Genomic DNA, 21,555 nt, shown 5'->3' with positions numbered 1-21,555 from the left:
CGGGCGGACCGGGCGGACCGGGCGGACCGGGCGGACCGGGCGGACCGGGCGGACCGGGCGGACCGGGCGGACCGGGCGGACCGGGCGGACCGGGCGGACCGGGCGACCCAACCCGCTCGACCAGCCCGACCAGCCCGGGCGGCTCGGCCTGCTCGGGCGGATCGGCCGGTGAAGGGGCGGCGACGGGGCCTGGCCCCGTCACTCACCGTCCCGGAAGGGCGGGAAGGTCGGCGGGAACAGCTCCTCGGCGTCCCGGCGCAGGACGTCGCGTTCGCCGTACGCCGCCCGCATCTTCTCGAACAGGCCCTGCGCCCGCTCCTGGAGGGCGGCGAGATCGACTCCGGGGATGCCGCGGTCGACGAGGACGGGCCGGCCGGCGACGACGGAGTCCGTGGCCTGCCGCGCGGTGCCGCTGAGCAGGAACGTACGGACGGGGTCGTCCTGCACGCCGTCGCGGATGTCGCCGAGACCGAAGGCGACCAGGTCCGCCTGGGCGCCGACCTGGAGCCGGCCCAGGTCCCCGCGGCCCAGGGCGCGGGCTCCGCCGAGCGTGGCGGCCTCGACGTACCGCTCGACGGGTGCCGCGTCCATCCTGCCGTCGACGACCTTCGCGAGGTGGACGCCGAGGTCCATGCCGCGGATCAGGTCGGGTGGGAAGGAGTCGGTGCCGAGGCAGAGGTTGACGCCGGCCCGCCGGTAGGCGCCGAAGGAATGCAGCACGTCCCCGTACCGCAGGGAGGTCTGCGGGCAGTGCACGACGGACACGCCGGCGCGGGCCAGCGCGGCCAGATCGCCCCGGTCCTCGCCGTGCACATCGGGGTGCCGGTCCACGAGCACGGTGTGCGGTACGAGCAGTCGGGTGCCGAACAGGCCGGTGCTGCCGATCAGTTCGAGGGGGGTCATGCCGTGCCGCTCCCGGACAAGCTCCCGTTCCAGGGTGCCTTGGAGAGCGTGCAGCCGTACGAGGACGTCGCGTCGGCGGGCCGTGGCCGCGGTCTCGCGCAGCAGTTCCTCGGTGAGGGTCTCGATGCGGCAGGGCAGCAGCACACCGGTCAGCAGCGGATCGGCGAGCTTGTCGAGGTGGTCGAGGAACCGGACGGCGTCCCGCAGCCCGGCCCGGCCCCGCTCCTCGTCGAACGCCACCGTCCGCCCGCCGTCGGGCAGCGCCACGTTGACGCCGGAGCGGTAGGCCGGACCGAGGTAGCCGCGCAGCCCGAGCCGGCGCGAGGTCTCGGCCATCGCCACGAGTTCCTCGTACGGCTCGGCCCATGCGCTGTGCACTTCGGAGGCGATCGGCATGTAGGTGGTGATGCCGTGCAGGGCGAGCTGCACGAGGGCGTACTCGCGGACCGCGTGCCGCTCCTCGGGGGTGAACACGTCGCGGCGGCGGTGGGTGAAGTAGTCCATGGACCACTGCAGTCCGCGCCCGCGTTCGGGGTCGGACCACGAGTCGAGCACGAGGTGGTCGATGTCGGTGAGCGCGTCGAGGTCGATCAGCCCCGGCATGACGAGCGACTGCCCGAGGTCGCGGTCCTCGTCGACCGGACCGTCGTAGTGCGGCCCGACGTACACGATGACGTCGTCCTCCCACACCACCTCGCCGTCCCGCAGCAGTACGTGACCGCCGTCCTGATGGGCGAGTACGTGGCGGGCGCGCCAACGGGTGCGCATACGACCTCCTGAGGCTCATGACGGGGCAGCCATCGTAGACATTGGTATACAGAACAGGAAGTCCAGCCTTTCGAACGACGATGAACCCTGTTAACCCCCCACCCTCTCGGTATACCGTCCTGACTATCCCTTCCCCGGACGCCGAAGGACCGACGTGACGGATCCGCGTGAGCCGCCGAGCCGTACGCATCGCACCACGGCCGTGACGACCGGGCCGCCGCCCCGACCGTGGTGGGCCCGATCGTGCTGTTCGCGGCGGCGACCGACGGCCTCGCCCGCCACCGCCCCGAGGCCGTGGCGGCGACGCTCTGGTCCCCGTAGCGCTGCTGAAAGGTGACTCCCGTGTTGATCCGTGACGTCCGCCCGTGGGGCGGTGAGCGCAGCGACGTCGAACTGTCCGGCGCCCGTATCGCGGCGGTCCGCCCGCACGACCCGACGGCCCTGCCCGCCGTTCCGTCGGCCGGCGAGGTGGTCGAGGGCCGTGGCCGGCTGTTGCTGCCGTCGTTCAGCGACGTGCACGTCCACCTGGACTCGACCCGGATCGGCCTGCCGTTCCGGCCGCACACCGGCGGCCCGGGGGTGTGGACGATGATGCTCAACGACCGCCGGAACTGGCGCACCGCGGAGGTTCCGCTCCAGGAGCGCGTGGCCGGCACGTTGGAGCGGATGATCGCCCGCGGCACGACCCGCGTGCGCTCGTACGCCCAGGTCGACGTGGACTGCAAGCTGGAGAGGTTCGACGCCGTCCTGGCCGCGAAGGAGAGGTTCGCCGGTCTGGCCGACGTCCAGATCATGGCGTTCCCGCAGGCCGGCGTCCTCCGCGAGAAGGGCACCGCCGACCACTTGGAGGCCTCGTTGAAGGCGGGTGCCGAGGTGATCGGCGGGATCGATCCCTGCGCCCTCGACCGCGACCCCAAGGGACACCTGGACGTCGTCTTCGGGCTGGCGGAGAAGTACCAGGTCGAGGTGGACATCCATCTGCACGAGCCCGGGCATCTCGGCGTCTTCTCCACCGACCTGGTACTCGAACGCACCCGGGCCCTGGGCATGCGGGGCAAGGTCACGATGTCCCACGCGTACGAACTCGGCTCGATCTCCGAGTCGGTGAGCCGTCGCCTCATCGACGACTTCGCCGAACTCGACGTCGCGATGGCCACCGTGGCCCCGCCGGGCCGTGGGCAACTGTCCCTGGTGGCCCTGACGGAGGCGGGCGTACGGGTCGGCCTGGGCGAGGACGGCCAGCGGGACTACTGGAGCCCGTACGGCAACTGCGACATGCTCGACCGCACCTGGCAACTGGCCTTCACCAACGGCTTCCGCCGTGACGAACACATCGAGATGTCCCTGGCCGTCGCCACCATCGGCGGAGCCTCGATCATGAGCCACGACGTCGCCCGGCCCGCCGGCGTCGGCGACCGCCCCGGTCTGGCCGTCGGCGACCGGGCCGACCTCCTCCTCGTCGACGGCGAGACCCCGACCGGCACCGTGATGGACCGCGGCACCGACCGCACGGTCCTGCACGACGGAGCCGTCGTCGCCGACCGGATGGAACTGGTGAGCCGCCGCCCCTGAGCCGGCCGGAGGGACGCGGGCCGCCAGGGTCGTGCCCACGGGTTTCACCGAATCGACGGGAGCCGTCATGGGAGCCATCCGGACGGATCTGCTTCTCCGAGAGCCCGGGCGCCCCTCAGGCCGCCCTGTTCGACGGCGACGGAGCGGTCTCCGGTCCGGTCTTCCGGGGAATGCCGGGCGGCTGATCCCACCCCCAGGAGACTTCACCGACCGCTGCGGCGGCCGCCGGGACGGGAGTCCGGGCGGTCGCCGCAGGGATCGGTCCGGCCGTGCGGGTCGTCAGTCGACCGCGACGGTGTTCTGCGCGGCGCCGACGCGCCAGGCGCCGTCCTCCTTGACCAGGACGTAGAACGGGCGGCCCTCGGGCTGGTCGGCGATCCGGCTTCCGTCGTGGCGGACCGGCTGCTGGCGGACGTTCACCGCGGCGACGTCGGGCCGCAGGAACAGCACGCGCTCGACGTCGTAGACGGCGGTGGACTCGGCCATCGCACCGGGCAGCACCTTGTGGGTGAAGGCCGCGATCTCCTCGAAGCCCGACAGCCGCTTGCCGTGGCCGGTGGTCCACACCGGGTCCTCCCGGCGGAAGACGCTCAGGAACCGGTCGACCAGCTCGTTCTGCTGGGCGTGCTCGATCTCGGCGACCAGGCGGCGGATCGCGGCCACCTCGGCGTCGGTCTCCGGTCCTTCGGGGGCGCCGAACACCTCGACCGGCCGGTACGAGCCCGACACCAGCTCCGCCACCGCACCCGGCCCGGCCGGCTGCCAGCCGAGGGCGGCGCGGGCGGCGGCACCGCTGACGCTCTGGTCGAGGGCGAGCGCGTCCGCGAAGAGCGGACCGAACTCCTCGGCGGTCCGCTCCACCGACAGCACGTGCGGGGCGGCGAGCACTCCGGCCGCACGGCCGGCGGCGCGGGCCAGGTCACGGACAGGGGTGGCCGACTCGCCGACGCCGTGCCAGACGGTGCCGGCCCCGGCCCGCTCGACGGCGGCCACGAACAGCTCGGCCAGGTCGTCCACGTGGACGGTCGGCCAGCGGACCCCCTCCTCGCCGAAGTACTCGGGCACCCCCTGGCTGCGGGCCCGGTCGACGAGGATGGCGGGGATGCCGCCGCCCCGGCCGTACACGATGCCGGGCCGGACGACGACCGCGCGCACGCCCTCGGCGGTCTCGGCCAGCACCCGCTGCTCGATCCGCGGGCGGTACCCGACGATGCCGATCGGATCGGTCGGGGACTCCTCGTCGACCTCCTGGGCCTCGCCGGTGGCACCGAGGACCCAGACGCCGCTGGTGTAGACGAACGGGCGGCCGGTGCCGCGCAGCGGAGCGGCGAGCGCCTCGATCGCGGCGGTGTCGACGTCGACGTCACCGCTCGGGGGAGCCAGGTGGATCACCCCCTCGATGTCGGGGGTCACCACGCCCGCCAGCGAGGCCGGTTCGGCGGTGTCGCCGATCAGCCGGGCGTGCCAGGACGGGTGCGGCTCGCCCCCGCGGGTGAGCCCGACGACCTGGTGGCCGGCGGCGGCGAGGTGGTCGGAGACGGCGGAGCCGATGTAGCCGGTGGCACCGGTGAGCAGAACCTTCATGACGTTCCCGTCGTCAGGAACGAGACGTGACGCCTCGTTCGTCGGCATGGTGACATGCTTCTTCAGAGATCGGCCGTGTGTCCGGCGATCCCGTGGATCGCCTCCTTCACGGCCTCGCCCGGGGTGAGGTGGCCGTCAGGCCGCCCCGACACCCCACCGGTCGAGCACCGCGCAGGCGGGTTGCCATCGGTACGCGTACGCGTGGTGCGCGGATTCGGGCAGGCGCTGCGCCAGGACGGCGGCCACCGTCCTTCGGCGACGCCGTCGAGGAGCCACGGCAGGATCCGCGCCGCATCGGCCTCGATCCGCTGGGTGTGGACGCGCCCAAAGTGCTCCCGCTCCTCCTTGCTCAGGATGGCCTGGACGAGGGGGAAGACGGCTTCCTCCTCGTGGCGCAGGTGCCCGCGCGGACCGGTCACCAGCGAGCCGGTGAGCTCGCCGAACAGGTCGAGCCCGGCATCGGGGCCGGCCAGCGCCTGGTCGATCGCGTCGAGCGGCACGCCGGGTTCGCGGACCGTGTCGGCGAGAGCGCCGGTCAGCTCGTTCTCCGCCTCGGTCCGCCGGACCAGTGCGCAGGACAGGGCCGACAGGTCCGTGACGGGTATCCAGCGGATGTTCGGCATGCCCCCAGTGCAGGGTGACATGACCGGGGAAGCGGTGGACGATCTCCCCCATGCCGACCTGGCCGATCAGATCCCCCGCGTCGGTCACGAGGCGCCCGCGCTCGATCGGCCGGCCCCGAGGAGTGGGGAAGGGCAGGTAGCCGTCCTCCCAGTAGCCCGGCGTGCCGGGTGCGACGGCGTGCCGGAAGTCGGCAAAGTCCTCCAGCCGTACCGACGTTCGCCGGACCAGCACGCGATCATCGGCCACGGCGAGGATCCGGGGATCCGCGAACAGGACCGGGCCGACGGTGAAGTCCGGTTCCTCCACGGGCAGCCATGTCACGAGGACGCCCATGGCGTCGTGACGGAGCCGGCCGAACGGATCCACGATCGCCAACTGGCGTGTCTCCAGCTCCCCCTGCGGACACCGCGAGCGGAAGGCCTTCCCATGGGCGTGCAGGTCGACGACGTTGAACGGCATCATGCCGACACGAATCCTGCCGCCGACACCACGGGCGGCCATCCGGGCACGTTCCAGGGACTGGTGCAGACCCGCGTAGACCGGCTGCAGGTCGTCACGCAGCCGGCGCCCGACATCCGTCAGGCGCACCGTGCGGCTGGTGCGTTCGAACAGCGCCGCCCCGATGCGCCGTTCCTGCTTCCTGACGGCCTGACTGACCCGCACCGGGGAGACCCGGAGCCGCTCGGCACTCCGGCCGAAGTGCAACTCCTCGGCCAGGACCGGAAAGATCTCGATGTCCCGCAGCTCCATCACGCCCCGCGCTCTGCTCCGCCGACGCCCCCAGAGGCCGTCGAGCCGCAGAAGTACATGTCGGTCACACTTCCACGCGCCGGAGCAGCGTCCCGCCTCCACCTCGCTCGATCCGCTCGCGAGGCGGAGGCGGGACGGGGCCGCGATCAGAAGGTGCGATCAGGAGACGCGCTTGAGGGTCCAGGCGTTGTTGTTGAAGCCGGAGTTCGGGAAGGCGACACAGGAGCTGGAGTAGTACGAGCTGGTCTGGACCCAGCCGACGGGGTAGTACGTGGACCCGCAGGCCTGGACGACGGTGCCTATCGGCAGGCCGGTGAGCTGCTTGATCTGCTTGATGTTCGGGTCGAAGTTCTGGGTGCCGCAGCTGGCGCTGTAGCCCCAGCTGACGTCGACGTAGCCCGCCGGGGTGGCGGTGCTCGCGCAGGTGGTCGTCACGTCACCGGGGGCCGCCTGAGCGGGCGCGGCGGTGAGGGCGAGCATCGCGGCGGCGGCAAGGGTCATGGTGGTGGTGCGGAAACGGCTCATTGCGGGCTCCTTGGATCCGAAAACGATCAACGGAAAACGACAGCTCGTTTTTACGGTGTGCCAGCGAGCCGTAACAGCCTGTTTCCAGTCGCAGAGATCAGGCCATGACAACGGCCGATCCAGCCAGGAGTGCCCTATGCGGAGTGGTGGTTCCACAGGCGGGCGGGGCGGGAGAGCCTTGTGAGACGGCCTCCCTGAGGGCACCCGCCCCCCTGACCGGAACGCACCGCCCCACGCCTTCGACCGGATCGCGGGGACCCCGGGCACGTCCGGCCGGTCCCCGCTCCGCGGGTCAGAGGGCGCCGACGATGTCCTCGACCCGGGCCTTCGCGTCGCCGAAGAGCATCGACGTGTTCTCGCGGAAGAAGAGGGGGTTCTGGACGCCCGCGTAGCCGGATGCCATCGAACGCTTGAAGACGATGACCTGGTTCGCCTCCCAGACCGTGAGGACCGGCATGCCGGCGAGCGGGCTGGACGGGTCTTCGGCTCCGGCCGGGTTGACCGTGTCGTTGGCGCCGATGACGAGGACGACGTCGGTGTCGGCGAAGTCGTCGTTGATCTCGTCCATTTCGAGGACGATGTCGTACGGCACCTTGGCCTCGGCCAGGAGGACGTTCATGTGGCCGGGAAGGCGGCCGGCGACCGGGTGGATGCCGAAGCGCACGTCGACGCCCTTCGCCCGCAGCTTGGAGGTGAGCTCGGCGACCGGGTACTGCGCCTGGGCGACGGCCATGCCGTAGCCGGGTGTGATGACCACCGACCGGGCGGCGGCGAGGAGTTCGGCGACGCTCTCGGCGGTGATCTCGGTGTGCTCGCCGTAGTCGACGTCCGCGCCGGAGGGGGCTTCGATGCCGAAGCCGCCCGCGATGACGGAGACGAAGGAGCGGTTCATCGCCTTGCACATGATGTAGGAGAGGTAGGCGCCGGAGGAGCCGACGAGGGCACCGGTGATGATCAGCAGGTCGTTGCCGAGGAGGAAGCCGGAGGCCGCCGCGGCCCAGCCGGAGTAGCTGTTGAGCATCGAGACGACGACCGGCATGTCGCCGCCGCCGATCGAGGCGACCAGGTGCCAGCCGAGGGCGAGCGCCAGGGCGGTGACGGCGATCAGCAGCCACAGCGCCGGGTCGATGACGAACCACACGGTCAGGGCGACGAACAGGCCCAGCGCACCGAGGTTGAGGACGTTCTTGCCCGGCAGCATCAGCGGCTTGGAGTCGATCTTCGCGGAGAGCTTGAGGTTGGCGACGACGGAGCCGGTGAAGGTGACCGCGCCGATGAACACGCCGATGAACACCTCGGCGTGGTGGATGCCCAGCGTGCCGAGCGCGTCGAGGGCCCGGGCCTCGCGGCCCTCGGGGTCGTGCTCGACGTCGAAGTAGCCGTTCCAGCTGACCAGGACGGCCGCGAGTCCGACGAAGGAGTGCAGCAGCGCGATGAGTTCGGGCATCCCGGTCATCTCGACGCCCCAGGCGCGCTGCAGACCGATCAGCGCGCCGATCAGCATCGCGAGGACCATCAGGCCCAGGCCCGCGGTGCTGACGTCGCCGTCGAGGGCGAGGACGACCGTCGCGACGAGCGCGACGCCCATGCCCAGCATGCCGAAGGCGTTGCCGAGCCGGGCCGACTCGTGCTTGGAGAGTCCCGCCAGCGCCAGGATGAACAGCAGCGCGGCGACGAGGTAGGCCGCCTGCGCGGCGAGGGTCGCAGTCATGTCAGCTCCTGTTGAACATGGCGAGCATGCGACGCGTCACCGCGAAGCCGCCGAAGATGTTGATACTGGCCAGAAGGATCGCCACGGACGACAGCACCGTGACCGTCGTGCTCGCATGCCCGATCTGCAGCAGGGCACCGACGACGATGATCCCGGAGATGGCGTTCGTCACCGACATCAGCGGCGTGTGCAGGGCGTGGTGCACATGGCCGATCACGTAGTAGCCGATCACGATCGCGAGCACGAAGACCGTCACATGGGGCAGCAGCGCCGCCGGCGCGAACCCTGCGGCGAGGAACAGCGCCAGCGCGCCGACGGCCACCCCGCCGAACCTCTGCCTCGCCGTCATCGGCACCTTCACCGGCGAAGGCTTCGCCTCGGCCGCCGCCGCGGGGGCCGGGGCCGCCGAGACCTGGACCGGCGGGGGCGGCCACGCCGACTCGCCCTCCCGTACGACCGTGATCGAGCGCTGCACCGGGTCGTCCCAGTCCAGGACCAGGCAGCCGTCCTTGTCCGGCGTCATCAGCTTCAGCAGGTTCACCAGGTTCGTGCCGTACAGCTGCGAGGCCTGCGCCGGCAGCCGGCCCGCGAGATCGGTGTAGCCGAGGATCGTCACACCGTTGTCCGTGACGACCTTCTCGCCCTTCACGGTGCCCACGACGTTGCCGCCGTTGGCGGCCGCCATGTCCACGATCACCGAACCGGGCTTCATGGCCGCCACCATCTCGGCGGTGATCAGCGTCGGCGCGGGACGGCCGGGGATCAGCGCGGTCGTGATGACGATGTCGACCTCACGGCACTGCGCGGCGTACAGCTCGGCCTCGCGCGCCTTGTAGTCGTCCCCCATCTCCTTGGCGTAACCCGTCTTGGAGACCTCGACCTCCGAGGACTCGATCGACAGGTACTCGCCACCCAACGACCTTACCTGATCGGCCACTTCGGGCCGGGGATCGGTCGCCCGTACGATCGCACCGAGCGAGCCCGCCGCGCCGATCGCCGCCAGGCCCGCGACACCCGCGCCCGCGACGAGCACCTTCGCCGGCGGCACCTTGCCCGCCGCGGTCACCTGGCCGGTGAAGAACCGGCCGAACGCGTGCGCCGCCTCGACCACGGCCCGGTAACCGGCGATGTTCGCCATCGACGACAGCACGTCCATCGACTGCGCCCGGCTGATGCGCGGCACCGCGTCCATCGACAACGCCGTGAACGGCCGGCGTCCCAGCTCCTCGACCATCGCGGAGTCGAACGCCGGAGAGAACAGCGCGATCACCGTCCCATCGGGCCGTACTCCGTCCAACTGCGCGGGACTCGGGGCGTTGACCCCCAGCACCACGTCGGCGGCCGCGGCGTCCCCGATGCGTGCCCCTGCTGCCTCGTACGCACCGTCGGTGAAGCCCGCGTCGACACCCGCCCCGGAGTCGACGACCACGTCGTACCCCAGTTTGCGAATCGGCTCTACCGTGGCCGGCGTGGCCGAGACCCGATGCTCACCTGCCCGCGCTTCCTTGAGGACTCCGACAATCACGAGTGTTCTCCGTTCGCTGGAGTTGCCGTCGATGGTCTGTAAACATCCCGACTGCGATTCGGGTTCTGAGTCCGACCAGAATCGGGCCGCCACCACCCCGATCGGAAGCGTGCGAGCGGTGGTCCCTCCCCCATCCCCCGACAGGACGATCAAGGCTGGCCACAGGGCACACACCCGGCGGCCGCGGTGTCACGAGCGCGGGCCGGAGGCCCGGTGCTACACCTGGAAGCCCGTCACCAGAAGGCAAAGCGCCTGGTCGATAAGGTGTTCCAGGTCGCCTTCCTCATCGCGCAACCACTCCTCGAAGGCGGCTCTGTCCGCGCCGAGGACGCTGTGGCCGAGGGCCTGGAGGGGGCCGGCTGCAGCAGGCCGTCGCCGACGGCGCCACCGCCGCGCCGGGCGGCAAACGGGACGGCGCCTTCTTCGAGCCGACCGCCCTCGTCGACACCGACCCGGCGGACGAGGCCGCCAAGGAAGAACCCTTCGGCCCGTTCGCGCACGTCTACCGCTTCTCCTCCGAGGACGAGGCGATCACGGTCACCGACGACACCCCGTTCGGCCTCGGTTCCTACGTCTTCACCACCGACCCTGAGCAGGCGCAGCGCATCGCCGACCAAATCCAGGCCGGCACGGTGTTCGTCAACGCCGTGGCCGCCGACGAGCCCGGCCTCTGCCCTTCGGCAGCGTCAAACGCTCCGGCTTCGGCCGGTGGCTCGGCCGCTACGGCGTCGACGCGTTCGTGAACCGCAAGCTCATCCGCATCGCCGGCTGAGCGCCGGTCCCCGCCCAGCGGCCCGCGTCACCAGCACCGGCACCGGCACCGGTGACGCGGGCCACGCGCAGGACCGGACGCCCCCCCATCGGACAGGGGAAGAAAACCCCGGTTCAGCGCACCCTCCCCCACGCCTTCAACTGCGTCACCGGGACCTCCGGGGCGTCCAGGCGGTCCCCGTCGTACCCCTTCACCTCGCCGAAGCGGTCGCCCGTCATCCACTGCTCGCGCGCGACGCGGATCTCCTCGTCCGTGCGGCCCACGAAGTTCCACCACAACACGCTTGATCACGGCGTCTCTGCAGACGAAAGCCGCATCGGCGCGGCCGAGGTCAGCAAAAGGTCAGCATCGTTCCCCGTGCCACCACTGCGGCGACCCATGGGGCGGAAGTCAGTCGGGCACGTCAGTCAGCGCCTGACGCCCTCCAAGGCCTACGGCGGGGACCAGGCTCGTCAGCCACTGCGCTCGTCCGACGCCAGGACCTCATGGGTCCCGAGGGCGCCGGTTGGAGGGTGTCGGCGACGGACCGACAGAGGAGCCCCCAAGGTTGAGCCGAACAGCAGGTCATAGAGCAGGCCTGCGGAGTACACACGGCCGGGAGCCGTCCAGCGCCGCCCAGCGGCCGATCGGGTTCCTCACTCGACGTGGGACCCCGGTTAGTGCTCCAGCTGTAGATCGTGATCTTCATCGTGGCTTGGGTGGCGACGACTTGATCAGTCACCTGTCAGCTACGGTGCAGGCCATGGACGGCCACGTGTACGTGCCCTGGTTCTCGGTCGGGGAAGCTGACGAGGACGCATTCGAGACGCTGGAGGGCGCATGGCGCAGGTTCGTGTCTGTACTACGCGAGCGAGCCGTCACCTGGCCGTGCGACCCCGAGGACACCCTCATCCTCCGCCCCGAGGAGACAGGATTCGCGCATCTGCTGGCCGTGCTCTATGAGGTGACGCCTGGAACCAATGCCATTTCTCATGTCTTCGGTGCGTTCTTCGACGGGCAGGGCGTGCTGGGCACCGAACTCCACGGCCAGATGTACATTCCCCTCCACGGGTCTGTGGTGGGGATACTCCGCGTGGCCGGTTCACCCGGTCGATGCGCGGAACTGACTGCAGACTGGTTCGAACGCATCCTGCGGGGCCGGGCCGGCAACCTGACTGTCCCAACGTCGTGATCTTCATGGCGGAGTTGCGGCTTGTCGCCGGTAATGACTGGTGCGTGATCGCTGCCGATGGCGGCGCCGCCAGTCGGACCAGCCGAGTCGATGAGCGCTGTCGTGGAGGGGCTGGACGACGAGTGTGATGAACAGGCGCTGGATCTCGTTGCAGGTCAGCGGGATCAGGCCGTCCGGGGCGGGGTTGCGGGCGTGTTCGTCGGCGCGGACGACGGCGAGGAAGGCATGGGCAAGCATGGCGAGGGTGACCCAGCCGGCCCAGGAGGGGTAGCGGCGGAGCTGGTGCTCATCGAGTCCGGCCAGCCCCTTCTCGGTCTGGAAGGTCTCTTCCACCCGCCATCTGGAGCCTGCGACCTTGCCCAGGGTGGCCAGGGATGCCGGCGTGGTGGAGTGACAGCGGTAGTAAGCGAGTTCGCCGGTGGTGGGATTGCGGCGGATCAGCAGCTGGCGCCGGCGCGGTCTCGGCGAGGTCGATGACGGCCCAGTCGTAGTACCGCTCCCCCTTCGCGCCGCGTCCGGCCGACAGCTTCTGCCAGGCCCGCTTCGGCACCTTCTTCACCAGGTCATCGGCGCGGAACGTGCCCGCACTGGTGGGCACTTCGGCCGAGCGGGCCACCGCGAGGACGTGGCCGGTGCCGCGTTCCTCCAAAGCCGTCCGCAGTTTCGGGTTGCCGCCGTAGACCTCATCCCCCCGTGACCCAGCCGATGCGGTGTCCAGCCGCCAGGAACCGTTCGATCCTCACCCGGGCCAGTTCCGGCTTGGTCGCGAAGACGGTGTCCTGGCTGAGCCCCGCGGCCCGGCAGCGGTCCAGGTCGCACGACCAGGAGCGCGGGATGTACAGCTCCCGGTCCACCGCCGCGTGCCCGCGCATCCCGGCGTAGACGAGGGAGACGGCGACCTGGGCGTTCTCGATCCGCCCGGCGGTGCCGGTGTACTGGCGCTGGACCCCGACGGTGTGGGTGCCCTTCTTCACGTCGCCGGTCTCGTCGACGACCAGCACCGCTGCCTCGTCCTGGAGGTGCTCGACGACGTATGCGCGCACGTCATCACGGACGGCCTCGGCGTCCCGGGCGGCCCGGCACAGCAGGTGCCGCATGCCGTGCGGGCCGGCCTCCCCGGCCCGCTCCGCGATCGTCCAGCAGTTCTCGCGCGGCAGGTCCGACAGCAGGTCCAGTACCAACCGGCTGGCCCGCAATCGGGGTTCGCCCCGCGCGAACCGGCCCGCGATACGGCTCATGGCGACCTCGAACGCCTCCCGCCAACGCGCGGGATCTATTCTGTGACCTGCGGCCACCGTCTGATCGTCCGTCTTCACACACCGATGATCAACGATGGCCGCACACATTCCCGGACCAGCCCCGACCAGCAGATGCAGGATCTGAGCCTGAGCACCAGTTCTGGAGTTGAACCGGCCGATGGACATGTCCTCCCGACAGATCCGCATGCCCCTCAACGAGGTCGTCGCAGTCCTGCAGGACCTGAACGAGTTCGTGGTCTCCCTCGACCGACTCGGATCCCGTCAGGCATCCGGAACCGCCGACGAGTACACCGTCGGCAAGTTCATCGCCGACTGGGATGTCGCTCGGCGACTGGCCCGCGCCCGACGCGTCATCAGCGTCGCGCTGGATGCGCAACTGAGCGAGGCAGACAACGCCGAGATCGACGCCCTGTGCGACCAGGGCCGCTTCTACGGCACGGACAGCGCCACCGGCCCCTCCCCTGACCAGTCCAGCTGAGACAGCAAGCGCATCGGACCGGACCAATCGAGAGGGGGATCGGTTTGACCCGCGACCTTGTACCCGACCAGCAAGGTCACGATCTACAGCTGGAGCATTAGGTTCGGCGGAGATCCTGAATCGCACCGCGTGCATTCTGATCCCTGGATTCGGCTGGGTTCGGGGTGATCTTTCGAGGCGCGGGCAGCACGGGGTATTCACGGCGGTTCTTGTACGGGGTGCGGACGGTGGCGCCGGCGCCCTGGTACCCGCGGTCCGTGAGCACAAGGACCTGCCTCGTGAGACAGCCTGGACGATGCCGTGGTCACACACGGCGGTCAGATGTCAACGTGCACATGAAAGTGCTCAATGAGGTACGGCGCTACGTACCCATCCCGCGCACTCCGGGCTGGCCTTTCAGGGCGCGTCGGAGAATCGCACGCGCACCGCGAGGAGGTCACCCGACGGATCCAGATCGGCGATCACCGGGAAGTAGCCGTCACCCCATGTCGTCATCGCGCACAGCACTCGGGCATCACCGAGGTCCACGGATCCGGCCTCGACGTGCGAAGCACGTACCTCGCGCATGATCTGCCAGTGATGGGAGTGAGGCCGGAAGTCCACCGCCATGCGCCGTCCGGTCTCGTCTTTCCATCTCAACAGAGCGCGCGCCCTATCCATGGCCTCCGCGATGGGCAGGCCAGTCCAGCCGCGAACACCATCCTCGCCAGGCTCGCCCAGTTCGGGTGCGGCAAACGTCGCGGCCGCCTCGTCTGCCGCGGCACCCCAGAACGCCACATCGGCCAGGCCGTCCACCGGCTCATCGTGCTGCCAGTTGTTCAGGGCGTCGACATCGCCGAAAAGCACCCGTGCCCAGTCCACGCCGATGTCACCCAGGGAAACCGATGACGTCACCTGGCCCTCACCCATGCGGATCGAGATCTCGGACCAGCGTTCCCCGACACCGTCGCCGTGGTCGACCCGTGTAGCCAGCACGGGCAGGTGCCGACCGCGGGGGACGCCGCCTACGGCAACGACGGGAACCCCGAACATCAAGAAGCTGCCGCCGCCCTCTTCGCCCGTCCGGCGGGCCCTTTGGGCATGGGACTCCCGATTCGGCAGGGACTCCAGCCGGGCGTCGAGGCCGGCAGACCGGCGGTGACTGTTGAACGTCGCCTCGAACTCGGCAGCCTTCGAGGCCGGGATGTCATGGAGCCTGGAGCCCGGCTGCCGGCCAAAGGTCCGGACGGCTTCGGAAGCGTCCGGCCCGGTGACCACGAAGTCAACGGCGGCTGTGACGTCGGCGGCCATGGCAGCGTCCTCGATACCCAAGGAAGCCGGATCGATGTCTGCCGGCGACCGGTCCCCGCTCCACAGTCCCAGGTGACCACCGTCAATGAGCACCAGGGTGCCGGACGGGCACATGATGGTCCCCAGCTCGAACGTCTCTTCCATGGCGCGCGAGTCTACGACCCGCCGGCAAGCCGTCCGCCGGCGGATGGCTCCGCTGCCGGACGGCCACTGGGACTCTGCATTGCACAGCACGAGGTGTGCACGTTTCCGCGTACCGCCCTGTGCACTTTCACGCGAACGCCGACATCAGATCGTGGGGGCGCGCCCTGGCGTGACCCGGGAGAGCCGGAGCTTCATGCAGACCTGGCGCCCAGGCCGCAAGGACGTCCAGAGTCTCGTCGACGTAGCGCCAGGCGGTGGCTGTCGAGCCGCCAAGACCGGCCGCCGACGTGGGCAGCGTCTCGAACGTGACACGACACGGGACCAGGCGAGGCTCCTCGGACGCGGCGCGGTGTGGAGAGAACACCACCGCGACGACCAGGAGCCTCGTCTCGTCACCCACCCCCGGCGACCTGCCACTTCACCCCACAGATACAGGATGAGAACGGCTCGCTCGGAGGTGTCTCACTGAGCTTGTTCCAGAGTGGCCGCTGATCGGGTGACGGGCCGGTGTCCCGCAACACACGGGGCTCCTGTTCCGTTGAGGGAGGTGTTCGACGTCTCAACTCATCAGCACAGGAGCCTCGTTGGTTCCCCGTCCTGCCGCACTCGACCTGCCCCACGCCCTGGTCGAATAGGTGTCGATGCTCATCGTCACCCGTGAGGGTGGCCGGCGCTGCAAACTCCCGCCCCCGCCAGCGGGCCCTCGTCGGCCCGGTCTGCCTCCGCCGCCACGACCCGCTCGCGCAGATCGCCGCCGGCTTCGGCGTATCCATCGGCACCGCCCACGCCTACGTCAAAGCCGTCGTCCAGCACCTGTCCCGAAGGGCGCCCGGCCTCCTGCGGGTCCTTCGCGAGACCGATCCCGAGCACGTCCTGCTCGACGGGACACTCGCCGAGTGCGACCGCGTCGGCGACAGCCGGACCGACTCCTCCCAGAAGCACCGCCATCACGGCGTGAACGTGCAGGTCGTGGCCGATCCCGCGGGCCAACTGCTGTGGATCTCGCCCGCACTGCCCGGCCGCACCCACGACCTGACCGCGGCCCGCACCCACCACATCATCCGGACCTGCGAACGCCAGGGCGTTCCCGTCCTCGCCGACCGCGCCTGCGTCGGCGCCGGCCCCTGAGTCACCACACCGATCAGACGGCTTCCCGGCCGGGACCTCACCACGACCCGGCAGATGATCAACCGGGCCCTGTCAGCGGCGCGGGCACCGGTCGAACGAAGCATCGCAAGGCTGAAGTCCTGGCGAATCTTCCGCAGAGCCCGCTGCAGCCCTAGGTGTTGCTGGCCATGAGGTTGGTGTCGCTGCTCGTCGGTGTTGACCTTCGACTTGGTTGAAGCTTGATGATGGCGCGGTGCCAAATGATGAGCTGATGCCGATCGGGGCCTTCGCCCAACGCAGTGGTCTGACCTCCAGCGCCTTGCGGTTCTATGCCGACTCCGGGCTGCTGCCCCCTGCCGAAGTCGACCCGGTCTCGGGCTACCGCCACTACAGCACCGACCAGGTGGCTCGGGCGACCGTGCTGCGTCAGCTTCGCGAGCTCGCTATGCCCCTGGCCGCTGTCGAGGTTGTACTTGGTTCCGGGGCCGACGAGGCTTCCCGGCTACTCGATGAGCATGTCGCAAAGGTCGTTGGGAATGCAGCGGCCGTGCAGCAGAAGGCTGCTGTCATCAAGTCTGCGCTCGGCAATGCGCCAGGTCTTCCCATTGCGGCGGTGAAGGGTCCCGTGCTGGCTGACGCGGTCGAGCAGGTCCTGACCGCGGCCGCGCATGAGCCCGGGATGCCAGCACTCGCCGGTCTGCGCATCGAGGCAAGTCCTGAGGCAGTCACCCTGACCGCGACGGACCGATACCGGCTCTCCACCCGCACCCTGGTGCCGGCTGAACCACCGAGCCAGACGTGGGCCGGCACGGTCAATGGCGACGAGCTGCGGGCTGCGGTCGCGGCGAGCCGCCGCAGCCCGCTGGTGCGACTGGAAGCGGTCTCGAACGGGATCTGGTTCCGCGTGGCCGACCGAGAGGACCGGCACTGCCGGTTGCTGCCCGAGGAGTTTCCCGACTATCGGCTGATGCTCGCGTCACTGGGCGAGGTCACGACTCGCGCGACGGTCTCGAAGGATCTGCTCCTGCGAGCCCTGGAAGAACACCCCGGCGAGCGCATCGGGCTGCATGTCGCTGACCACGGAGTGAGCGTCATGTCAGCGGACGACGGACACCCCGACACCCCGCTCCCGGCCACCGCGGCGGGCCAGGCCCTCCAGATCTGGTTCGAGCTGACCACGCTCTATCCCGCCGTGAGCACGGCGATCGGCCCCGACGTACTGCTCGACCTACGGGGACACGACCAGCCCGTCGCGATCCGATCCGCCGACCGCGGCGATCTCACCACCCTGGCCATGCCCATCAAGTCCGACCACTTCGCCTGAGAAAGACGACGAGGAACAGTCCATGACCACCGCACCCGCCAGCCCCGACCCGACCATGGAAGCAATAGGCCACGCCGTCGCCGAGGGCCGAGCCGGTAACAGCGCCTCCGCCCGCCGGAAACTGCTGGGCCTGTGGTCTGCGATCGGTGTCACCGGTGACCCGCTGCACCGCTGCTCGCTCGCCCACTACCTGGCAGATCTCTACGAAGATCCCGCCCAGGCCCTCGCCTGGGACATCCGGGCCCTGGACGCTGCCGACGCCGTGACCGAACAGCGCGTCCAGGAGCACCACGCCGGCCTCCACATCGCTGGTTTCTATCCCTCCCTGCACCTCAACCTCGCCGACAACTACCGCCGACTCGGCTCCTTCGAAGCCGCCACCGAGCACATCAACGCGGCCAAGACGCACGCCCCCAGCCTTCCTCAGGATCCCTACGGCAACCTTCTTCGTGGCGCCATCCAAGAGGTCGCTGAGGCTATCGCCGAGCGAGACCGGTCACAGCGAGCCTCTGCACCTGGTTCCGCTGCGTGACGCACAAGAATGCACCCCTCGCCATGGAGGGACGGCGTCGCCTCGTCGAGCGATGCCGTACGAGGCCCATCGCCCATGTTGCAGCCGAGATGGGGATCTCCCGGGCATGTGCATCGAAGTGGGTCAACCGATACCGGCGACACGGCGAACTCGGGCTTGAGGACCGCTCCTCCGCACCTCACCATCAGCCCACCGCGACATCGTCCGAGATCCTCAACCTCACAGAAGAACTGCGCCGCACCCACAAGTGGTCCGCAGCCAGGATCGCCTTCGAGCTGTCCCAGGCCGGCACGCCAATCGGCCGAAGAACCGTGAGCAGGCACCTGGCCGAGATCGGCCTCAACCGACGCCGATTCATCGACCCCGACGGTGAAGCCAACCGACAGCCGCGGAAAATCCACGCCCGACGGCCCGGCCACATGATCCACATCGATGTGAAGAAGGTAGGCCGCATCCCCGACGGCGGAGGCTGGCGTGCGCGCGGACGCGGCAGCGACCAGGCGAAAGCCGTGGACCGGCGGAAGAAGAAAACCGAGCGCGGGGCTATGTCTACCTGCACTCGGTCGTCGACGGGTACAGCCGGCTCGCCTACAGCGAAGCACTGCCCGACGAGAAGGCCACCACGGCGATTGTCTTCCTCCATCGTGCCCGGGCCTGGCTCTCAGCACATGGGATCACACGCATCGAACGCATCGTGACAGACAACGGCGCCTGCTACCGCGCCGAGAGCTTCTCCCGGGCTCTCCTCGGCGCCAGACACCAACGCATCGCCCCATACACCCCACGGCACAACGGCAAGGTCGAGCGATACAACCGCATCCTGGCCGAGGAGTTCCTCTACGCCCGGACCTGGACATCGGAGGCCCAACGCACCCGACTCCTGGGCCGATGGAATGTCCACTACAACTACCACCGACCCCACACCGCGATCGGAAGCCAACCACCGGCAGCACGGCTACCAGCCGGCGTCACCAACGTCATGACCTCCTACACCTAGGACTTGTCCGGGCGATCACCGTCTCGACTGTCCCGCATGCGTTGCCTGGCCCTGCCATCGCTTGCTGACCGGGCGATGGCAGGTCTTACGATCGGCTCGTGATGGATACTCCGACGCACTGGACCGTGCGCCATTTCTCGCAGGCCAACCCCGCCGGCCCCGGCTGCGACAGCGTTCCAGCCCTCTTGCGGCGGCTGGCGGATTCCATCGAGGCGCTGGGCCCCGCCGAGATCCAGGACGTGGTGATCGCGTCCGAGATGACCGAGCACGGCCCCTGGCGGTCGGGAACCGTCTACTTCCACCTGCCCGAGGATGAGGAGTGATCCTCGCCCTCACGAGCGGAGCCAGATGGTGAGGGCTGCGACGGTCGCGGTCCCGAGGAAGACGTAGCCGCGCTTGTCGTAGCGGGTGGCCACGGCTCTGGCGTGCTTGAGCCGGTTGATCGCCCGTTCGACGGTGTTGCGCTTCTTGTACCGCTCTTCGTCGAAGCCAGGTGGCCGTCCGCCGCGTGACCCTTTGCGCAGACGGGAGGCCTGGCTGCCGCTCTTCTCCGGAATCGTGTGCCGGATGCCCGGCGCCGCAGATACTCGCGGCATGGGCCGTTGCTGTAAGCCTTGTCCGCCGCGATGCTGTCCGGCTTCTCGCGCGGTCTGCCCGGCCCGATCCGCGGAACGCGAATCTTCTCCAGCACGGGCTTGAACTGCGTGCAGTCCGCGCGCTGTCCCGGTGTGACGATCAGGGAAAGCGGGCGGCAGCGGCCGTCCGCGCTCAGGTGGAGCTTGGTGGTGAACCCGCCCCGCGAGCGGCCCAGGCCCTCACCTCCCGCACCACCTCCACCAGGCGGGCGAGGAGGCTCTGCCACGGCGCTTCGCCCTGGTGTTCTGCCGCTGCGTCCCCCTTTGAGGCGGGAGCCGGCGGTGGTTCGGTGCGGGCGCCGGCGGCGTGCTGGTGTGCCCGCACGATGGTGGAGCCGACCGAGATGTCCCAGTCGATCTCTCCGGCCGCGTCGGCCTCGGCCTGGACCTGCTGGAGCAGACGTTCCCAGGTGCTGTTGGCCGACCGCAGGCGGTGGCGTTCGTAGACGGTCTTCCACGGCCCGAACCGTTCGGGCAGGTCACGGCACTGCACCCCGGTCCGCACCTGGTGCGGAATCCTGTCGATCACCTGCCGGTGGTTCCGCCACCTGCCGCAACGGCTGTTGCTGACCGGCAGGAACGGCCGCAGCCGTTCCCACTCGGCATCCGTCAAATCGCCCCGCCCCATGTCCACATCAACGACACGACTGCGGAGGAGTCACATGATCGGCCGGACAAGTGCTGACCGCATGACCGCCATCGCCGCGGCCGTCCTCACCCTGCAGCAGCAACGCCGATGAAGCTCATTGCCGTTCCGGGGTGAGGACGGAATGGCGATGGCCGTCATGCGGTGGGGAACCGTCTCACGACCAGACGAGCCGGCCCTCGACGACCCCACAGACCAGGTAGCTTCCATCGGCGATCTTCGTCAGCATCTCCGCTAGGGAGTCGAAATACTGGGCCATCGATTCGTACTCGCCCGTGACCGTGACCTCACCCACGAACCACCTGCCGACACGCCCGTCCCGCACATCGATGAACTTTCCCATCCAGCCGTCCTGGTCCGACAGGAACGGGATCCACTCATTGCGCCAGAACGGATTGTCCGGCTGGTCCGGAGGGTCGAATCCACCGGGCATGGAGCGGTTCGCGTAGAGCTTCTCCATCGCCCGGATGCCCAGAAAGAAGCTTCCCTCGTCGGGGAACCCGTCGAAGCCGCAACATTGCACTTCGTCGTCGACGTCTTCCTCAGGCAGATCCAGACTGTTCTGCAACAGCCACGTCCGCAGATCCCCGGGCAGGGAGATCCCCATCCGCTCCTCGGCGGCCGCGAGCATCTGCTCCGTCGCGGGCCCTGGCAGATCCGCGTGATCGGCCGGGGCGTGCTGCTGAAGAAGAGTCATCACGCGGGACCAACTCTCAGCCACACTCATTGCACTCTGTCCCCTCTACATGGATGCCTATGTCCGACTGCGCCACGACGGAGGTTGCGAAGTGCCGACCGGAGAACCTTCCAGGATGCTACTGCGAGCATGTCTCCCATCCCCTTCGCACGGCCATCTTGCGACCCCAGGCGCTGGGCCGGCTCCTCAGCGAGGTGACCGCCCACGACTTTCCACAGACAACCTCTACGCCCGGCGGGCCCAGCCGAGGAGCCTCCAGGACGGGGGGCCACGGCGTCCGGTAAGAGAAACCGCAACGGTCACATGCCGAGGCCGCCGAGTGCACAGACCGAGCCACCCTGCTCCTGTGCTTCCTTGCCCACCTCTTCTCGGCCCTCCGGGCCAGTCGGCCGGAGGGCCCGCTCACGCCCACCACACGACGTCAGCCGCCGGTGGTGACTTGCCGAGCTCCGCGAGGCCGTGTCCCCTACCTCCTGGAGCCCAGTCGCATGTGCGACGACGTTCACGGTTCGCTGCGCAGGTCCCATTGAGTGCACAAGCG

At 69.5% G+C, this 21,555-nt stretch carries 16 protein-coding genes and 8 pseudogenes; 9 read left to right on the top strand and 15 right to left on the bottom strand.

Features of this window, described 5'->3' with window-relative positions; genetic code table 11:
• Window positions 1-198 precede the first annotated feature (198 nt).
• Window positions 199-1,671 (bottom strand): chlorohydrolase family protein, encoded by a 1,473-nt coding sequence (locus ACFYUS_RS07735; protein ID WP_388846973.1) that lies wholly within the window; start codon window positions 1,669-1,671, stop codon window positions 199-201.
• A 342-nt stretch (window positions 1,672-2,013) separates the two neighbouring features.
• Between ACFYUS_RS07735 and ACFYUS_RS07730 the strand changes: the two genes are divergently transcribed.
• Entirely contained in the window at window positions 2,014-3,243 is a 1,230-nt protein-coding gene (locus ACFYUS_RS07730) for an amidohydrolase family protein (protein ID WP_388846971.1), read from the top strand.
• Between the two features lie 279 nt (window positions 3,244-3,522).
• On the opposite strand, the gene ACFYUS_RS07725 is transcribed toward ACFYUS_RS07730, so the two are convergent.
• The 7 genes and pseudogenes from ACFYUS_RS07725 to ACFYUS_RS07695 all read right to left on the bottom strand — a co-directional run.
• A complete protein-coding gene (locus ACFYUS_RS07725; protein ID WP_388846969.1) occupies window positions 3,523-4,875 on the bottom strand; it encodes an SgcJ/EcaC family oxidoreductase in 1,353 nt (450 codons plus the stop codon).
• 14 nt (window positions 4,876-4,889) lie between these two features.
• Window positions 4,890-5,450 (bottom strand): hypothetical protein, encoded by a 561-nt coding sequence (locus tag ACFYUS_RS07720; protein ID WP_388847794.1) that lies wholly within the window; start codon window positions 5,448-5,450, stop codon window positions 4,890-4,892.
• A gap of 625 nt (window positions 5,451-6,075) precedes the next feature.
• Window positions 6,076-6,201 (bottom strand): annotated as a pseudogene (locus tag ACFYUS_RS07715) (LysR family transcriptional regulator); the annotation flags it as partial.
• Between the two features lie 159 nt (window positions 6,202-6,360).
• Window positions 6,361-6,726 carry a hypothetical protein gene (locus ACFYUS_RS07710; protein ID WP_388846967.1) on the bottom strand — a complete coding sequence of 122 codons (366 nt, stop codon included), beginning with the start codon at window positions 6,724-6,726 and terminating at the stop codon, window positions 6,361-6,363.
• Between the two features lie 292 nt (window positions 6,727-7,018).
• Entirely contained in the window at window positions 7,019-8,437 is a 1,419-nt protein-coding gene (pntB, locus tag ACFYUS_RS07705) for a Re/Si-specific NAD(P)(+) transhydrogenase subunit beta (RefSeq protein ID WP_388846965.1), read from the bottom strand.
• A gap of 1 nt (window position 8,438) precedes the next feature.
• Window positions 8,439-9,962 carry a Re/Si-specific NAD(P)(+) transhydrogenase subunit alpha gene (locus ACFYUS_RS07700; protein ID WP_388847768.1) on the bottom strand — a complete coding sequence of 508 codons (1,524 nt, stop codon included), beginning with the start codon at window positions 9,960-9,962 and terminating at the stop codon, window positions 8,439-8,441.
• A gap of 216 nt (window positions 9,963-10,178) precedes the next feature.
• A pseudogene (locus ACFYUS_RS07695) lies at window positions 10,179-10,334 on the bottom strand (mycofactocin system transcriptional regulator); the annotation flags it as partial.
• Here ACFYUS_RS07695 and ACFYUS_RS07690 point away from each other — a divergent pair.
• Window positions 10,322-10,705 (top strand): aldehyde dehydrogenase family protein, encoded by a 384-nt coding sequence (locus ACFYUS_RS07690; RefSeq protein ID WP_388847766.1) that lies wholly within the window; start codon window positions 10,322-10,324, stop codon window positions 10,703-10,705. The pseudogene ACFYUS_RS07695 and the gene ACFYUS_RS07690 overlap by 13 nt on opposite strands.
• A gap of 142 nt (window positions 10,706-10,847) precedes the next feature.
• Here the strand turns inward: ACFYUS_RS07690 and ACFYUS_RS07685 are convergent, their stop codons facing one another.
• Entirely contained in the window at window positions 10,848-10,997 is a 150-nt protein-coding gene (locus tag ACFYUS_RS07685; RefSeq protein WP_388846963.1) for a pirin, read from the bottom strand.
• A gap of 479 nt (window positions 10,998-11,476) precedes the next feature.
• On the opposite strand from ACFYUS_RS07685, the gene ACFYUS_RS07680 reads away from it, so the two are divergent.
• Window positions 11,477-11,905, top strand: a complete 429-nt coding sequence (locus tag ACFYUS_RS07680) for a hypothetical protein (RefSeq protein ID WP_388846961.1) — start codon at window positions 11,477-11,479, stop codon at window positions 11,903-11,905.
• A 3-nt stretch (window positions 11,906-11,908) separates the two neighbouring features.
• Here the strand turns inward: ACFYUS_RS07680 and ACFYUS_RS07675 are convergent.
• Window positions 11,909-13,143: pseudogene (locus ACFYUS_RS07675) on the bottom strand (IS701 family transposase).
• Between the two features lie 178 nt (window positions 13,144-13,321).
• Here ACFYUS_RS07675 and ACFYUS_RS07670 point away from each other — a divergent pair.
• Window positions 13,322-13,642, top strand: coding sequence for a hypothetical protein (locus tag ACFYUS_RS07670; protein ID WP_388846959.1), 321 nt, complete (start codon window positions 13,322-13,324; stop codon window positions 13,640-13,642).
• 190 nt (window positions 13,643-13,832) lie between these two features.
• On the opposite strand, the pseudogene ACFYUS_RS07665 reads toward ACFYUS_RS07670, so the two are convergent.
• The 3 genes and pseudogenes from ACFYUS_RS07665 to ACFYUS_RS07655 all read right to left on the bottom strand — a co-directional run.
• A pseudogene (locus ACFYUS_RS07665) lies at window positions 13,833-13,963 on the bottom strand (IS5/IS1182 family transposase); the annotation flags it as partial.
• Between the two features lie 75 nt (window positions 13,964-14,038).
• Window positions 14,039-15,076, bottom strand: a complete 1,038-nt coding sequence (locus ACFYUS_RS07660; protein ID WP_388846957.1) for a hypothetical protein — start codon at window positions 15,074-15,076, stop codon at window positions 14,039-14,041.
• Window positions 15,077-15,263: 187 nt separating this feature from the next.
• Window positions 15,264-15,356, bottom strand: a pseudogene (locus ACFYUS_RS07655) (IS5/IS1182 family transposase); the annotation flags it as partial.
• 361 nt (window positions 15,357-15,717) lie between these two features.
• Between ACFYUS_RS07655 and ACFYUS_RS07650 the strand changes: the two are divergent.
• From ACFYUS_RS07650 to ACFYUS_RS07630, 5 genes and pseudogenes are all read left to right on the top strand, one after another.
• A pseudogene (locus tag ACFYUS_RS07650) lies at window positions 15,718-16,375 on the top strand (transposase family protein).
• Between the two features lie 61 nt (window positions 16,376-16,436).
• A complete protein-coding gene (locus ACFYUS_RS07645; RefSeq protein ID WP_388847764.1) occupies window positions 16,437-17,507 on the top strand; it encodes a MerR family transcriptional regulator in 1,071 nt (356 codons plus the stop codon).
• A 22-nt stretch (window positions 17,508-17,529) separates the two neighbouring features.
• Complete coding sequence (locus tag ACFYUS_RS07640) at window positions 17,530-18,039, top strand: hypothetical protein (RefSeq protein WP_388846955.1); 510 nt, start codon at window positions 17,530-17,532, stop codon at window positions 18,037-18,039.
• Window positions 18,036-19,036: pseudogene (locus tag ACFYUS_RS07635) on the top strand (IS481 family transposase). Before ACFYUS_RS07640 ends, ACFYUS_RS07635 begins: the two are co-directional and overlap by 4 nt.
• 101 nt (window positions 19,037-19,137) lie before the next feature.
• Window positions 19,138-19,359, top strand: coding sequence for a hypothetical protein (locus tag ACFYUS_RS07630; protein ID WP_388847762.1), 222 nt, complete (start codon window positions 19,138-19,140; stop codon window positions 19,357-19,359).
• A gap of 9 nt (window positions 19,360-19,368) precedes the next feature.
• Here the strand turns inward: ACFYUS_RS07630 and ACFYUS_RS07625 are convergent.
• Together ACFYUS_RS07625 and ACFYUS_RS07620 are read right to left on the bottom strand one after the other, a co-directional pair.
• Window positions 19,369-20,299, bottom strand: a pseudogene (locus ACFYUS_RS07625) (IS5 family transposase).
• A gap of 175 nt (window positions 20,300-20,474) precedes the next feature.
• Window positions 20,475-21,014: an SMI1/KNR4 family protein gene (locus ACFYUS_RS07620; RefSeq protein WP_388847760.1), complete on the bottom strand. Its 540-nt coding sequence runs from the start codon at window positions 21,012-21,014 to the stop codon at window positions 20,475-20,477.
• Between the last annotated feature and the right edge of the window lie 541 nt (window positions 21,015-21,555).

This window comes from Streptomyces sp. NPDC004284 (genome assembly GCF_042874035.1).
In the GTDB taxonomy this organism is placed as follows: domain Bacteria; phylum Actinomycetota; class Actinomycetes; order Streptomycetales; family Streptomycetaceae; genus Streptomyces.
Note: the sequence above shows the minus strand (reverse complement) of the source record. Positions and strands in the feature narration are given on the sequence as shown.

Bases quoted from the DNA above. Each gene is read 5' to 3' on its own strand.
- ACFYUS_RS07735 (WP_388846973.1), bottom strand. From the start codon at position 1,671: ATGCGCACCCGTTGGCGCGCCCGCCACGTACTCGCCCATCAGGACGGC.
- ACFYUS_RS07630 (WP_388847762.1), top strand. From the start codon at position 19,138: ATGGATACTCCGACGCACTGGACCGTGCGCCATTTCTCGCAGGCCAAC.
- ACFYUS_RS07710 (WP_388846967.1), bottom strand. From the start codon at position 6,726: ATGAGCCGTTTCCGCACCACCACCATGACCCTTGCCGCCGCCGCGATG.
- ACFYUS_RS07670 (WP_388846959.1), top strand. From the start codon at position 13,322: ATGGACATGTCCTCCCGACAGATCCGCATGCCCCTCAACGAGGTCGTC.
- ACFYUS_RS07720 (WP_388847794.1), bottom strand. From the start codon at position 5,450: ATGCCGAACATCCGCTGGATACCCGTCACGGACCTGTCGGCCCTGTCC.
- pntB (WP_388846965.1), bottom strand. From the start codon at position 8,437: ATGACTGCGACCCTCGCCGCGCAGGCGGCCTACCTCGTCGCCGCGCTG.
- ACFYUS_RS07680 (WP_388846961.1), top strand. From the start codon at position 11,477: ATGGACGGCCACGTGTACGTGCCCTGGTTCTCGGTCGGGGAAGCTGAC.
- ACFYUS_RS07620 (WP_388847760.1), bottom strand. From the start codon at position 21,014: ATGACTCTTCTTCAGCAGCACGCCCCGGCCGATCACGCGGATCTGCCA.
- ACFYUS_RS07660 (WP_388846957.1), bottom strand. From the start codon at position 15,076: ATGGAAGAGACGTTCGAGCTGGGGACCATCATGTGCCCGTCCGGCACC.
- ACFYUS_RS07640 (WP_388846955.1), top strand. From the start codon at position 17,530: ATGACCACCGCACCCGCCAGCCCCGACCCGACCATGGAAGCAATAGGC.
- ACFYUS_RS07725 (WP_388846969.1), bottom strand. From the start codon at position 4,875: ATGCCGACGAACGAGGCGTCACGTCTCGTTCCTGACGACGGGAACGTC.